The sequence below is a fragment of the Salipaludibacillus neizhouensis genome, from assembly GCF_002886185.1.
Classification (GTDB): Bacteria; Bacillota; Bacilli; order Bacillales; family Salisediminibacteriaceae; genus Salipaludibacillus; species Salipaludibacillus neizhouensis.
The window spans coordinates 3363662-3378450 of the sequence record NZ_KZ614146.1; the positions used below are offsets into that span (position 1 = coordinate 3363662).

The following is a 14789-nucleotide window of genomic DNA, read 5'->3' on the forward strand; positions in this document are numbered from 1 at the left end:
TTGCAGACAGAAATAGGCAGGCATGCCTAATAACTGAAGTACGACAGCCCATTCGAGGTAACTAATTTCATCACATAGTTCATAAAACATTCCGCCTAGCGTTCGTTGGTACTCCAGACTTTGCCAGGACAATACATCGGGAAAAAACGATCGTCGAATGGCAGATTAACGAATCATACCAGCGACTTTGAAACTCTTTCTGGAGTTTTTACCAAGGACTTTAATGTTTTGAAGAAGACTTCAATATCCTACCGCATGCCATAAAAACGAATCATCTCTTGGTCACTTAACGTTAAGTCTGTACTCAAAGTTGAAAGCCAGTCGTACTTTTTATAAGGCACTGATCGTATAAGAAAAGCTGCATTGCCATCTAAAATAAAAATATGTACATGTTTTTTTGTTTTTGAAGCAAAATAGTCTAGAATTCCACGTTTCAGGAGGGAAAAAATCATGCAAAATCATAACGAACAGCCAGACGAAATGAAAATTTCAGAAAACATGCGACCACAAATGAGTCATGGAGGGCATGAGATTTTTGACGCACAAGAAATTTTAAGCGGAATCATCGCCATGCTTGATCAGTATCAAATGTATGCTGCAAATATTCAGGATCCTGAATTATTAGAGATTCTTAACCACCAAACCAGCTTTATGACTCACCTATATAACACAGTTCTTGAGTCTTTCCAAACCGGAAAAAAGCCTTCGGATTCCACACACGTATATAATATGACTCGAAGTAATAACGTTGTTTACGGTATACAACCTGGTCAACCACCAAGTAAACCGATTCAATTTACAACTGATATAAATGATGGTGGATTATCAGGTTATATGCTCGGTCAGGTCAAAGGACTATCTTCTTTAATGGCCATGACCGCTCTGGAAATGACAAATCCCGTTCTGCGAAGAGTCATTGCTGACAGTGTGCCTAACCTAATTGAAATGAGTTATGAAGTCTTTCTTTATCAAAATAAACATTCTCATTATCAAGTGCCACAGCTTAATCCTCAAGATATGTCACAATTGCTTCAGAGCTATTCACCTGCACCGGAAAAACCACTTAACTAGGAGCGGGTTTCTCATACGAATGGAGATCTGGACCTAAAAAGGGAGGTTTCATGAATTGGATAAGAAAAGAGATACAGAAGAAAATGATAAAAAGGTTGCACCTACACTAGATGAAGAAGATTCATACGGAGAAGATGCCACTCAATCCGACATAGATCATGGAGATTCAACGAAAGTCACCAGATTGATTAACGATGAGGTTGATCCTTCTTAATGAAAATAATAAGAGCATTTAAAAAGCTAATTTGCGCTTTTTAAGTGCTCTTTTAAGTTGTTTTTGAAGCTCTAGCTATTCATTCTTTTCCACTTAAGCATTGATTGCCCACACTCGACCACTACTTCAGCATGGATGCGCAAATTTCCGTCGATCTTGCGCATATCCATATTACTACCACTCATAAACAAAAAAAAGCTGTGTATGCGAAGGCCTTAAAAATCTTTTCACACAGCCTCTAGACTAATCTTTCGCAACGTTCACGGCATTCTCTGCCACATTCATATCTACCTGTAATTGTTTGCCCATGTCGTGAGGATGATAAAAACCTTCATTAATCATATAAGTTGAAATTTGTTGATGAAAGGCGATTGCATCTTCTAAATGCCTTGTCAGCGTCTGTCTCACTTCAGGAGTAGCTGTTTCCGTAATTGCTAACGCATAGCTTTTTATCTCCGCTTTTGCCGCACTCAAAATGTCTGTAGCAATGACTTGGTCGGTGAGTGATGCCATTCCTGTAATTTTTTCAAGTATTTTATTCATTCGAAAACCTCCGTCATATCAAATGATTTTTCAATTCTTCAAGATGTCCCGAAGTCATCGTGACATCATTTTGCATAATTTCCTTTAAAATAGGATCCGTCACCAGTCCTTGCATGAGCGATGCTTTCGTTAAACACAGACTTTTAAACGTAACTAATTCATGTAATTCCAGTGTTTCATGTACACCTAATTTTTGACGCATGCAAATCACCTTCCTTAAGTATTATTCAAAGCTCTATCTGCGTAACTCAAATCTTTTGATAACTGCTCGGGTACGTTATAAGCATCATAAATACCCCCGTCTTGTAAAAAATTATAAATTTGCTCGTGTTGTTTAATCGCATTTCTTAGTTCTTGCACTAAAAAAGTCTGAATTTCCGGTGAAGTTACTTCCGTTATAGCCGCTGCAAAATCCTTCACAGCCGACTTGGTTTCGAAAAGCATATCGGTTGCGATTGCATGATCAGAAACGCTTAATTGTTTTGTTTCCATGAAATTCTCTCCTATTGATTCATTTGGGATGCTGCAGTACTAAGTATTTCTCTCATATGTCTTACTGTGGTACTACCTTGTTGAATATTTTGAGTAATTAATGCTTTTAATTCAGGGTTTTCCACTTCATTTATACGCGCTTTCGCCTGAGTCAGACACGCACCTTTAAAATTGATTAATTCACGCATATCAGTCACTTCATGAATTGCAAATGGACGATTTTCCATCTCTTCACCTCCATACAGATCTTTATTAGTGTCTGCGTACAACTAAAATTTATTCCAGTTCTTGTAACTGGTTTTTTCAGAATCCCCCGCGCATTGCACAGGAATTAAGCACCTTCCCAATTCAAGGAACGCACTTTGCTTGCACCAGTATAGATTGGAAGTAAACCCCTTGTTTATTTAACAAAATAAAACTCATATTAAGTAATGTTTAGATAGCACTTCGCTATTTCTTAAACTCCGCTACACGACTATGATCATTTTATCGATCATTCTTCAAAGACACATTAATAAGGAGATGTTAACATGTTTGGGATGGGACGAAGAAAGAATAATGGTAATGCCATGATGATGTCACTAGTTGGCATAGGTGTTGGTGCAGCTGCAGCTTACGGCATGTCAAGAAGCCGTAACAACGGTAACAACAGGAACAACGGGAACGATATGTCACAGTCGGCCCAAAGAGCGTTTAACCAGATGAGTTAATAATTCGTTTCGGATTTTCTTTGAACAGCTGAACTTAGCTGTTCTTTTTTTAGGTCCAAAAGAGATATTGAGGATTTCAGGCACACACAAAAGAGACTTTCCATTGTTGCCTTTTTACAACCATTGGAAAGTCTCTTTCTGTTTTAACTGTTGTTACTTGAATTACCGTTGCTCTTTTGTCCACTCTTTGCACCAATTTTCTCATAGAATTTTTTGTCTTGATTCTTACTGGTTTGCTTTCCACCTTTTTGTCCTACTTCTTCATAGAACTGTTTATCTTGATTCTTGCTTCTTTGCTCTCCGCCTTTTTGCCCTACTTCTTCATAGAACTGTTTATCATGGTTCTTGCTCGTTTGCTTTCCTCCTTTTCTTCCCGCTTCCTCTCGACTCATGTTCTCTTGATTGTTATTGTTGTTTTGGCTGTTTTGTGCCATTTCCAACATCATCCTTTTCTAAAAAGTTATTTTTCTTTATTCCACATAAAACAAAATTAAAACTACAAATAATTAAAAAGGGAAGTTTGTCCTAATAGCATTAAATATGAGATGGAGATCGGAATGTTTAAATAGTAATTAACAGCATTTAATGGGCATAATACACACCCTTTCCCTCGATTTAAAGTTACTATCTTAGCTTGGATAATTACTTTTAATAAAGTTTAAGCTTTTTCATAGTGGGTACAAAAAATACTATATTTTAAAAAGTTGGCTCTGTGTTAAATCCTTAACATTCCTATGGAGGAACAACCTATTCTGCTTGGTAAACGAGCGCTTTAAAAAAAAAGCTAAAATACAAGGAGGTATACTTTAAATGAATATCTTACTAACATCAGGCGCGAGACGCATAGACTTCGTTGGTTTTTTTAAAAAGGCTTTAAAAGATGCTGATATAAAAGGGAAAATAATTGTGGCCGATCCTGAGGAGAATGCGCCTTCACTACAAGCTGGGGATGAAAATTATGTAATTCCTCATCAAACCGATTCAAAATACATGGAAGCTATTTTCGACATTTGCAAAAAGCATCATGTGCAATGTCTTGTTCCGTTAAATGATTGGGAAGTACCTAAATTATCTGCTCACAAAAAAGAACTCGAAGCAATTGGTGTATCCGTGTTTACGCCGGACAAAAACATTGTTCATAACGTTCGAGACAAAGGAAAATACAAAGAGCTTTTGAAGCCATTTGATGTAAAAGCTCCTCAATCCTACTTTGATATTAAAGAAGTGGAAGAAGCGTTAGAGAAGAATGAAATATCATTTCCTTTAATCGTGAAGCCCCGAAATGGCTCTGCTTCAATCGGAATTGAAATTGCTCACAGTTTAGAAGATCTAAAATTTGCTTATCAGTTTGCGGTGAATAAAATAAAGGAAACACCGTTAGATAACGCTACTTATAAAAAACCAGAAGATAACATTATCATTCAGGATGTTATTGAAGGTGAAAAATACAGTGTGGATATGTTCAATGATTTAGATGGTCGCTTCCTCGGTTCTTTTATCCGTAAGCAAATCGAAATGAGAGGTGGAGATGTCGATAGATGTATTACAGAGAATCCTCCTGAACTACTAGACATTGCACAGAGAATGGGTGAAAACCTTGGGCATGCTGGTTACATCAATACCGATGTGTATTACGATGGAACTGATTATTACGTCATTGATATAAATCCTCGTTTTGGCGGTGGTTACGCATTTACTCACATGGCAGGTGCAGATATACCTGCTACGATTATCGCGCTAACAGCAGGGGAAAAAGTACAGAAGGATTGGTTAACTCAAGATTCGGACATTGAACTAGCACGTCATGACGTTGTCGTCCAGGTAGATAAAGAAAAGGTTAGTAACACCCTTAAAACAAAAGAAAAAGCAAGCTCAATCTAATTTCATCATAAAATCGGACAGTACTTTTCGGTGATAAGTATATAATTATAGCAACAGTTTAGGACTATAAACATGTAGGAGGGATACAATGGGTGATCCAATCCCCTTATTAGAAGATTTAATCAAGATAGACAGTTCTGGAAAAACAGGAGCCAATAAAGCAGTGGATTATTGTGCGAAATGGTTAATGGACAGAGGTCTAGAGGTGAAAAATATAGAAAACAATGGGTACCGAATGTTAGTTTGTGAAGTTGGAAAAGGAGATAATACAATCGTATTAAATGGACATGTTGATGTTATAGAAGCTGATAAAGAGCAGTTCCAACCTTATGTAAAAGAAGGAAAAATGTATGGGCGAGGTTCGGTGGACATGAAAGCAGGTGTCGCCACGATGATGGAGACCATCTCACATATAAAAGATAGAAATATAGGTACAAGAGTAATGCTTCAAATTGTACCTGACGAAGAGACAGGTGGGGTTAATGGCACAAAATTTTTAACGGAAAAAGGATATATAGGAGATTTTATTATTTGTGGTGAACCGACCAATTTTGGGATTGCCATCCAATCTAAAGGAGTTTTACAACTAGATTTTGAGATATACGGAAAACCAGCTCATGGAAGTAGACCCTGGGAAGGTCATAACGCAATCAAAAAAGCTTATGATCTCTATGAAGACATTCTAAAGCTTCCTTTTGCAGTAGAGACCGCACCACCTATGTATGACAAACCTTCTATAAACCTTGCAAAGCTAAAAGGGGGAACCGTGTACAATAAGGTTCCAGAGAAGTGCAAAATGTCACTTGATATTAGGTACTTGCCTGATCAATCACCAGAAGAAATTTTCAACCAGATCCAAGAAATTACGGAGGGCCATGTAAAAATTCATATATGCAATGGACCGGTTAAAACTAGAAAAGATAATCCTTATGTAGAAAGTCTTGCTGAGTCTATAAAAAATCATACCCAACTTGAGAAAATAAACATTTATGGTCAGCATGGATCAAATGATGGTCAATTTTTTACTAAATATGGAGGATCAGCTGTGGAATTTGGCCCAGTAGGCTTTGACTGGCATGGCGAAAAAGAAATGGTTTATGTAGATTCTGTCAGAGAATATCAAGAAGTATTGAAAGACTTCGTCCAATCATTTGATAATAGAAAAACCTAGATTTGAAAAAGCCACCCTTCAACGTTAGCATCGAAGGGTGGCTTCATTACAGCTAAAATACTTATTCTTGCTTTTTAGTAGGATTATAGTTACTTGAATGCTTCATTTCATTACGGAGCGAGGTATTATGCATGATTCGTAAAACCGGGCGACTCGCGAGAAACAAACTTCCGCATAAGTAAAAGATAGATCCAATAATCTCTGTACTAGTAAAAAAGTTAAGACAGCTTCCCGCAACAAAAAAAAGCCCTATTAGCAAATCATTTAGAGTCGTAATGAGTCGGTATCTTTTTCTGAAAAAGATACGAAACCTTCCTGCTTTCACATCGATGTACTCTTCCGTCTCACGAATTTTTGACTTCATAAATTCACCTGCTTCTATATCATCTTACTAAAGGTTAACTACCACCTTTATAGAAATATAAACGTGAAATTAATAAGAAAAACGGCATAGCCGTCTTTTATTAAATACAGCGTCAGCTTCCACCGCCCCGAGTAGCACCTACGAAGTGCGTGTAGGTGCTACTCGAAAGGACGGTGGGTTTCCCTTGATACGTGCGGTGTGAAGGTAGCAGCCAATTTTATAAATTCTCCTAAAAAACGCGTAGCGCTTTTTATTAAATACAGAGTGAGCTTTCGCTATCTAAAGAACCGATAATTTTATAAATTCTTGTAAAATCAACGTTACTTTAATCTTCTAACAATTTTCCTTCAAAAACAATTCTTTGATGAGAAACTTCAATTTCTATTTTCCCGTTTTTCTTCACTTCTTTAAGCACCGGTTCTTCCATCCGATGGACAGGAGTATAACCATCATTTTTCATTCTATCTAAGCAAGCATCAATGGATTCATTTTCCTCCACATAAAAACGTTGTTTCTTCTTTTTATCTGCCATAATCTCATTCCCCTCATCATTAAACTTATAACGTTTATTCAATCTAAGGGTAATATACCGTAAATAACCAGTATCATCAATGTATGTCCTTTACCCTTCCCCCAGTGCTCTTTCTTCTGCAGGAATTCTTATAAGCAGTAAAAACAAGGCATTAAATATTGAAAATAATACGGCAGTAACATAAGCTTGAAATAAAAGTGGAAAAAGCACTAATTCTAACGTTACTATAAGATAATTCGGGTGGCGCAACTTGGAACTGTAGAGACCTTCCGTGATTCTTTTTTCGCCGGGAATAACAAGGATTTTTGTATTCCAAAACTTTCCGAGCGTGGTTAGCATCCAGATCCTTAGCCCTTGTAATAACACATATCCGAGTAATATTACGAACCAGTATGGGTGAAGAAGCTGTGCCCCAATCGTCCATTCTAAGGCGATAAAGAGAAAATATCCTACATGCATTCCAACTAGCCATTTATAGTGAGCTTGTCCATATTCCAACGCCCCTTTTTCTCGCATCCATTCTTCATTACGTTTTGCAATAATGACTTCACTAAGTCGTTGCAGTACAACTAGCCCCCATAAAATCCAAAAAATCATGATCCTACCTCTCTCCATTCCAATAGTAGAAGCTCTGAACAAAATCCCGGTCCTAATGCGGCCATTAATCCCTTTTCTCCGTGTACAGTCTTGTGTTCCATTATTTTTTTCAATACATACAGTACGGTAGGAGAAGACATATTTCCATGATTTTGAAGAACCTTTCTCGATGTTTCCGTCATCTCTTCCGAAAAAGTCAGAGCTTGTTCATAAGCTTGTAAAACTTTTTTACCACCTGGGTGAGCGACGAAATAACTAATATCTTGCAGGTCAATTTTATTCAAAGAGAGAAATTCCTCTACATTCGGTTTCAACCATTTTTCAATAACATTTGGAATGTTTCGCGAAAAAACAACGTTTAAACCGTTCTCTTTAAGATCCCATCCCATAATATCTTCTGAGTCTTGCATAAACGTCGATTGTGATGCCAGAATAAACGGCAATTTTTTTTGCTTGAATTCCATGCTATTAGCAGCAGTATCCCCAACAATTAGTGCGCATGCTGCCCCATCACCGAACAAAGATGTTCCTACTATATTACTTTTCGAAATATCTTCTTTAGAAAAAGTTAAACTGCAGCATTCAACACATACTACAAGTACTTTGGCTCGGGGATATGCCAGACAATAATCATAGGCACGACTTAGTCCAGCCGCTCCACCAGCGCAGCCAAGTCCCCAAATGGGAATCCGTTTCATGTGAGGTGAAAAGGAAAGTTTGTTCATCATTTTTGCATCAATAGTAGGTGTCGCAATTCCTGAGCTTGAAATGTAAAATATGGCATCAACATCAGATACAACTGTTTCATCCACTTTTTCTAAACAAGACCGAATTACTTTCACGCCAAGCTCTACTGCAACTTCTACATATCTTTCATTTTTTTCTGCAAACGTGTGATCCTCTTTAAACCAAGACATTGGCGCTGACAATTGCCGTTCTTCTATTCCACTAGAATCAAATACTTTAATCATTCGATCTATTGCTGAATAGGATGGTTGAAAGAGATCATAAATAAGTCCTTTAATTTCTGCTTGTGTATATTTAAAGGGAGGATTCTCTGTTGTGACAGAAACAATTGCAGGCAATTAAAGCCCTCCTTCATAAGAATGATGGCATATCTTGCCTTTATATTGTGTTAATTACACTGTTTTCATCCAGTAAGAAAAACGGCATAGCCGTCTTTTATTAAATACAGCGTCAGCTTCCACCGCCATCTTTAAAGTATCAAGGGTGGACTTCCCTTGATACGTGCGGTGTGAAGGTAGCTGCCAATTTTATAAATTACCTTTTTAAAAATAAAAAAGACACTGAAAAAGTATGATCTACTTTTTCAGTGTCTTTCCATTACTCCACTATTCTATAGTTTTTTATAAAAATACAAAATAAAGAACAAACACAACCAACAAACCGTACATCACTGGATGCACTTCCTTCGCTCTTCCTTTACATACCATCGTAATAGGATACATGATGAAACCTAAGGCGATACCTGTTGCGATACTGTATGTTAACGGCATTGCAATAATTGTGAAGAAAGCCGGCACTGCAATCTCAAATTTTTTCCAATCAATATTAGATAGCGACGATGCCATTAATACACCAACTACGATTAGCGCTGGAGCTGTAACAGCCTCTGTTACAACAGCGAGTAATGGTGAAAATAATAAAGCAACCAAAAACAGTATACCTGTAACAATCGATGCAAAACCAGTCCGGGCCCCTGCCGCTACTCCTGATGAAGACTCAATATAAGCAGTAGTAGTAGAAGTTCCTAAAACAGCTCCAATCGCCGTTGCAGAAGAATCTGCTAAAAGTGCTTTCTCAGCTCGTGGAAGCTTGTTGTCTTTTATAAAACCAGCTTGATTTGCTACAGCATACATTGTTCCAGCTGTATCGAAAAAGTCTACGAATAAAAATGTTAAAATAACGATCATCAATTGCAGTGTGAAAATTTCACCAATTCCCATCTCTGCGAAAGGTGCAAAAGCCGCTCCAAAAGTAGGGGCAAGACTAGGTACCGCACCAATTACTTGTTGTGGAAATGGAACTGCACCAAAAATCATTCCAACTACGGAAGTAATCACAATTCCGTAAAAGATACCGCCCTTAAGTCCTAAACTCATTAAAACAACAGTGATAATGACACCAAAAACTGCTAACAACGTTTGTGGTGCACCTAGATTCCCTATTTCTACAAGTGTTGCTTCAGAAGCAACAACTATTTCAGCATTCTGCAAACCTATAAAAGCAATAAACAAACCAATACCGGCTCCAGCAGCATATTTTAATTCAGCTGGAATCGCGTTAATAATAAATTCCCGGACGCCAACTAGCGAGATAATAATAAAAATAATACCTGAAACAAATACTCCTAGTAACGCAGTTTCCCAAGGTATACCCATCCCCAAAACGACGGAGTATGTGAAAAATGCATTTAATCCCATTCCTGGTGCTAAAGCAATCGGGTATCGTGCAACAACCCCCATTATAATAGTACCAATTGCTGCAGCCACTGCTGTTGCAACAAATACTGCACCTTGATCCATACCAGCGTCCATTAAAATTAATGGATTAACAAATAAAATATAAGCCATTGCTAGGAACGTGGTGAATCCACCCATGATTTCATTTTTGTAATTTGTTCCTAATTCTTCAAATTCAAAGTAACGTTGCATGTCCCAAACTCCCCTTTTTCTTTATATTTTTAGTCTTCCCACATTTAACCTCATACAGACTTCAGCTGAACGAGTTTAAACATAAAAAGCCCCGTCTTCACTAGATGGAAGACTAGGGCTTTCCTGTTTCTATACGTAATAATAAAAGAAGAAGTGTACATACAATTGAACACTACACCAAACCTTCTTTTACCATTCGTAGTAGAGCTATTTACGGCAGCTCGGTAGAAACTTTCGGGCCCTATTCCCAAAAATATACGAAATAAATAAAATTTATAATAGTTAGTGTAGCATTACATTATTAAAGCCGTCAATATAAAACACGAATAATATTGACGTTTCCACTAATTTCATTCGTTTTTTGTACAATTTAACTATTTTACTCCCACTCAATTGTGGAAGGTGGCTTCGATGTAATGTCATAAACAACACGGTTTACGCTCTTTACTTCATTAACAATACGAGTCGAAATGATCTCCAACACATCATACGGAATTCTTGCCCAATCAGACGTCATTCCATCTATGGAAGTAACTGCACGGATACCAACAGTATAATCATACGTACGTTCATCACCCATGACTCCAACACTTTTCATATCCGGAAGTGCAGTAAAGTACTGCCAAATTTCACGATCAAGCCCTGCTTTTTTAATTTCATCACGAAGAATCGCATCTGATTCTCGAACAATTTCAAGCTTCTCGTCTGTAATTGCTCCCAATACCCGAATTCCAAGACCAGGTCCAGGGAATGGTTGACGCCATACTACTTCATCCGGTAAGCCTAACTCCGCTCCAACAATCCGAACTTCGTCTTTAAATAACGTATTTAGTGGTTCAATTAATTCGAACTTCATGTCTTCTGGCAGACCACCAACATTGTGGTGGGATTTGATCGTTTGAGCAGTATCTGTTCCACTTTCAATAATATCAGTATAAAGTGTTCCTTGAGCTAAGAAATCAACATCTACTAATTTTGAAGCTTCTTCTTCAAATACATAGATAAATTCATTACCAATAATTTTTCTTTTTTGTTCAGGGTCTGTAACCCCGGCCAACTTCGATAAAAAGCGATCTTGAGCATCTATTTTCACAAAATTCATATCGAAGCCTTCACCAAATGTTTTAACAACGCCTTCAGCTTCATCTTTTCGTAAAAGTCCGTGATCGATGAACATACAAATTAATTGATCACCTATCGCCTTATGCACCAAAGCTGCTACGACTGAAGAATCTACGCCACCACTCAACGCACATAATACTTTACGGTTGCCAACTGACTCACGAATCTTTTCTACTTCCATGTCAATAAAGTTTTCCATGGACCAGTTACCTTCGCATTTACAAACCCTGTAAATGAAGTTTTTGAGCATTTCATTACCATATTCTGAATTACGCACTTCAGGATGGAACTGTACGCCATACAACCCGCGACTTTCATCACTCATTGCTGCTACTGGACAAGAAACATTCGTAGCATCTACAGTGAAACCTGCTGGCGGTGCTTTCACAAGATCACCATGACTCATCCAAACTGTTTGCTCCTTTGGTAGTGTATTAAATAGTTTAGACTCGGTTTCAATCGTGATTTTTGCTTTTCCGTATTCGCGGTGATTCGAAGCTTCCACGCCACCGTCATAATGGTGAGTCATCAGTTGCATCCCATAACATATTCCTAGTACTGGAACATCTAAATCAAAGATTGCTGCGTCATAACGAGGGGCACCCTCAGCATAGACGCTTCCTGGACCTCCGGATAATATAATCCCACTCGGGTTCATTGCCTTCAATTCCTCCGCAGTGACCTTATGAGATACTAATTCGCTAAAGACCCCTAAATCACGGATACGCCTCGCAATTAGTTGATTGTATTGTCCACCAAAATCCAACACAATTATCTTTTCATTAATTTCAACCATATCAATTCCACCTCTACTATTTAATTTAAGAGACTGCAAAGCAGTCCTTTATGTTAATAAAAACGGCATAGCCGTCTTTTAATAAAAAAAGCTGTAAATCAATCTTCGTACATAAAAAAATACGAAGACAGAATTTCCAGCTTTACATCGAAGAAAGAAATATCTGCCTTCATAGTCAGGTTGTTTAAGGCAACCCGGTAGAAACTCTTGAGCCATATTCTCAAGGATATATGCGGCAATTACAGTTTTAATTTCATTGAAGCTCCAGTTAGACGATATCCAAGACCATTCGCTTTCACTTAACTGATTCATTTTATCAAGTGATCTTCACGTGGTCAAGCGCCCATTTTTTTCACAATTGCTTCCCATTCCTTTTGCAAAGTCTGCCACTCCCCTTTCGTTTCACGGTCACCGTAGTAAACTCTCTCATACGTTTTCGTGAGTTTCCCCATGGAATTTGAATTTAATTGTTTATCTATTCGCTTCGCATACTCACGTAAAGTTTCTCCTTCAGCTCTTTCAAGTCCTTCGTTTTTTAAGATCCATAACAATCGTTGATAAGCCGATACAAACTTTTCATCTTTCCCTAAAACCCTATAATAAACTAAGAAATACTTGTTTTGGAGGTAATGTTGTTTTTGATAAAAGACCACGACCAATACCGCAACAACAATTGAAATAATAATATTTTTAAGTGTCAACCATTCGTACAGAAGATAGTCACCTTTATTGGAACCACTGGCAGTCTCTTCATCCAGGTTTCCAGATGCTTCCTCATCCTCAGGAGCAAACGGATCTTCCCTATCTAGCGGATCACTTGCCGGTTCTGCTGTCTCATTTTCTGCGGTATCTACATCTACAACCGTCTCTTCTTCTTCAAACTCCGTGTAGTTATCAAATCCCTGGGTAGGTTCAAAAGGTACCCATCCTACACCCGGAAAATAAACCTCTACCCATGAATGGGCATTTCCGTTCCTAACTTCATACAAATAACGATTTTCATCGATTTCTTCCACCCATTCTCCTGCTGTAAATCCTTTCACCCACCTGGTTGGAATATCCAATGTTCTTAGTAAAACAGCCATGGATGTCGAGTAATTATCACAATACCCAAGTTGCGTTTCAAACAAAAACTGGTCTACGTAATCTTGCCCTTCTTCTGGCACAGGAACGTCCGTTGTTTGATATATGAAATCATTCTCGGAGAAATATTGTTCGACCGCAACTACTTGATCATATCGAGTATCCTGACCTTCCACAATCTCTTTTGCTAACTCCGTTACTCGCTCCGGTAATTCTTCCGGCAATTGAAGGTATCTCATTTGAATTTCTTCAGGATCAGCCTCCGAGATATTACGTAAAGTCTCAATAGGAAAAGTTGGCTGTTCATATACGATGTCATAGCTTGTTAAAGTAACATTGTTTTGAGTTGATCCGTGAGCCTGAATTCTACCACTTATGGCGTCGCTGCTAAATGTCAGATTACCAACAGCACCTTCTTCGCCAGCCACTTGATGGGTCAAGGTATTAATATTTGCCATTTTAAACTGACCTGGATAGAAGAAGTGACTAAAACCAACGTCTTCTTCCATTTTCACAGATGCTATGGTATCTTCTACTTCTACTAGTTCTTCAAAAAAAGAGATCTCCACTTCTTCTTCAAAAATAGTGTTCGTCTCTTCATAAAATTGCCCGGATACCCAACCTTGTCCCGTATAATGATTCTTTGATTCTCCGCGCCAGTAAACAGGTTCTACAACTTCCGCTTGAAAAACTAATTCATCATCCTGTGCAAAACCGCCACCAAGCTTTTCATCATTTTCACCGTAACCTATTTTTTTTGTAGTTGATCCCGAGCGACTGTCTTCTCCTAACACAACCGATCGAATCGTTGGAACAGGATCAGACCACTGCGGGTCCGGCTTTGGTGCCACTATACCTACAATAATGGCTATTGTAATCATAACTATAAGCGTATACATCCATGTTGGTGACAGAAACGTATCTGCTTTTCCAGAGATAACTCTCTCCTCATCCTGGACTTTTAACATCTGTAATAACGTAATCATAAAAAATCCGATGACTACAATTCGTACAATTGCGACAGATGCATCTACCGGTGTAAAGGTATCAAGTACCGTAATATAGATAATCGTCGTAAAGAGAAAAAAGAAAATACGCTTTGTATGAAAAATCCAAAAGTAAAGCAAATAACAAATTAAAGCCAATAACAGCAATAAGAGAAATGTTCGAAACGGGTCCGTTAAATAGGCAAATTCTCTTGCATAAATTAGGCCTAAGTTATACTTTACTTCACCAGTGAAAAGCCTGAGTGTTTCCAGAACACCTTCCAAACTGAAAAAAGATCCCTCATAAAAGATAGTATGCACGCCATATAAACTTGCAATCAATAATACGGGGACTATTATCCAATAAGAAATACGAAAATAAATAAGAACAGCACTTAATAATGCAAACAAAACGAAAACGTGAATTTCCGCAGTGTTCGTCACTTGAGGAATCGGTCTTAACCATTCCCACAAAATTAAAAAAGCCATAGAATAGATAAAAAAATGAGTGATGGACCTTGTGTGCTGTTTTTTTAGTTGCGCCATTTCATC

General features: G+C 37.9%; 16 protein-coding genes, 2 pseudogenes and 2 riboswitches. Of the genes and pseudogenes, 5 read left to right on the forward strand and 13 right to left on the reverse strand.

Annotated features, from left to right (window positions below):
* Window positions 1-27: 27 nt before the first annotated feature.
* Window positions 28-332 (reverse strand): annotated as a pseudogene (locus tag CEF18_RS27335) (IS4 family transposase); the annotation flags it as partial.
* Between the two features lie 118 nt (window positions 333-450).
* Here CEF18_RS27335 and CEF18_RS15795 point away from each other — a divergent pair.
* Both CEF18_RS15795 and CEF18_RS26015 read left to right on the forward strand, forming a co-directional pair.
* Window positions 451-1071 (forward strand): spore coat protein, encoded by a 621-nt coding sequence (locus tag CEF18_RS15795; protein ID WP_110937347.1) that lies wholly within the window; start codon window positions 451-453, stop codon window positions 1069-1071.
* Window positions 1072-1126: 55 nt separating this feature from the next.
* Window positions 1127-1285: a hypothetical protein gene (locus CEF18_RS26015; RefSeq protein WP_183041068.1), complete on the forward strand. Its 159-nt coding sequence runs from the start codon at window positions 1127-1129 to the stop codon at window positions 1283-1285.
* Window positions 1286-1528: 243 nt separating this feature from the next.
* Here CEF18_RS26015 and CEF18_RS15800 read toward each other — a convergent pair whose 3' ends face one another.
* Genes CEF18_RS15800 through CEF18_RS15815 form a run of 4 tightly spaced genes read right to left on the reverse strand, consistent with a single transcriptional unit; the run spans window position 1529 to window position 2547 of the window.
* Entirely contained in the window at window positions 1529-1828 is a 300-nt protein-coding gene (locus CEF18_RS15800) for a spore coat protein (RefSeq protein WP_110937348.1), read from the reverse strand.
* A 13-nt stretch (window positions 1829-1841) separates the two neighbouring features.
* On the reverse strand, window positions 1842-2030 hold the full coding sequence (locus CEF18_RS15805) for a hypothetical protein (protein ID WP_110937349.1): 189 nt from the start codon (window positions 2028-2030) through the stop codon (window positions 1842-1844).
* 14 nt (window positions 2031-2044) lie between these two features.
* Entirely contained in the window at window positions 2045-2320 is a 276-nt protein-coding gene (locus CEF18_RS15810) for a spore coat protein (protein ID WP_110937350.1), read from the reverse strand.
* Window positions 2321-2331: 11 nt separating this feature from the next.
* Window positions 2332-2547, reverse strand: coding sequence for a hypothetical protein (locus CEF18_RS15815; RefSeq protein WP_110937351.1), 216 nt, complete (start codon window positions 2545-2547; stop codon window positions 2332-2334).
* 312 nt (window positions 2548-2859) lie between these two features.
* Here CEF18_RS15815 and CEF18_RS15820 point away from each other — a divergent pair, with 312 nt between their 5' ends.
* On the forward strand, window positions 2860-3030 hold the full coding sequence (locus tag CEF18_RS15820) for a hypothetical protein (protein WP_183041067.1): 171 nt from the start codon (window positions 2860-2862) through the stop codon (window positions 3028-3030).
* Between the two features lie 161 nt (window positions 3031-3191).
* Here CEF18_RS15820 and CEF18_RS15825 read toward each other — a convergent pair.
* A pseudogene (locus tag CEF18_RS15825) lies at window positions 3192-3464 on the reverse strand (glucose starvation-inducible protein B); the annotation flags it as partial.
* 376 nt (window positions 3465-3840) lie between these two features.
* On the opposite strand from CEF18_RS15825, the gene CEF18_RS15830 reads away from it, so the two are divergent.
* Both CEF18_RS15830 and CEF18_RS15835 read left to right on the forward strand, forming a co-directional pair.
* The gene (locus tag CEF18_RS15830; RefSeq protein ID WP_110937354.1) at window positions 3841-4911 is read left to right on the forward strand and encodes an ATP-grasp domain-containing protein; all 1071 of its coding nucleotides are present in this window, start codon (window positions 3841-3843) and stop codon (window positions 4909-4911) included.
* Window positions 4912-4999: 88 nt separating this feature from the next.
* Window positions 5000-6082, forward strand: coding sequence for a M20 family metallopeptidase (locus tag CEF18_RS15835; protein ID WP_110937355.1), 1083 nt, complete (start codon window positions 5000-5002; stop codon window positions 6080-6082).
* Between the two features lie 61 nt (window positions 6083-6143).
* On the opposite strand, the gene CEF18_RS15840 is transcribed toward CEF18_RS15835, so the two are convergent.
* The 7 genes from CEF18_RS15840 to CEF18_RS15870 form a co-directional block, all read right to left on the reverse strand.
* Window positions 6144-6446, reverse strand: a complete 303-nt coding sequence (locus CEF18_RS15840) for a YrhK family protein (RefSeq protein WP_110937356.1) — start codon at window positions 6444-6446, stop codon at window positions 6144-6146.
* Window positions 6447-6771: 325 nt separating this feature from the next.
* Window positions 6772-6978, reverse strand: a complete 207-nt coding sequence (locus CEF18_RS15845) for an NETI motif-containing protein (protein ID WP_110937357.1) — start codon at window positions 6976-6978, stop codon at window positions 6772-6774.
* Window positions 6979-7068: 90 nt separating this feature from the next.
* Window positions 7069-7575: an isoprenylcysteine carboxyl methyltransferase family protein gene (locus CEF18_RS15850; protein ID WP_110937358.1), complete on the reverse strand. Its 507-nt coding sequence runs from the start codon at window positions 7573-7575 to the stop codon at window positions 7069-7071.
* Window positions 7572-8660, reverse strand: coding sequence for a type III polyketide synthase (locus tag CEF18_RS15855; protein ID WP_110937359.1), 1089 nt, complete (start codon window positions 8658-8660; stop codon window positions 7572-7574). Before CEF18_RS15855 ends, CEF18_RS15850 begins: the two co-directional genes overlap by 4 nt.
* Window positions 8661-8942: 282 nt before the next feature.
* Window positions 8943-10250: an NCS2 family permease gene (locus tag CEF18_RS15860; RefSeq protein WP_110937360.1), complete on the reverse strand. Its 1308-nt coding sequence runs from the start codon at window positions 10248-10250 to the stop codon at window positions 8943-8945.
* A gap of 179 nt (window positions 10251-10429) precedes the next feature.
* Window positions 10430-10531: riboswitch (purine riboswitch) on the reverse strand.
* Window positions 10532-10629: 98 nt separating this feature from the next.
* Entirely contained in the window at window positions 10630-12168 is a 1539-nt protein-coding gene (gene guaA, locus CEF18_RS15865; RefSeq protein WP_110937361.1) for a glutamine-hydrolyzing GMP synthase, read from the reverse strand.
* Between the two features lie 152 nt (window positions 12169-12320).
* A riboswitch (purine riboswitch) is annotated at window positions 12321-12422 on the reverse strand.
* 81 nt (window positions 12423-12503) lie between these two features.
* Window positions 12504-14783, reverse strand: coding sequence for a transglutaminase TgpA family protein (locus CEF18_RS15870; protein WP_110937362.1), 2280 nt, complete (start codon window positions 14781-14783; stop codon window positions 12504-12506).
* Between the last annotated feature and the right edge of the window lie 6 nt (window positions 14784-14789).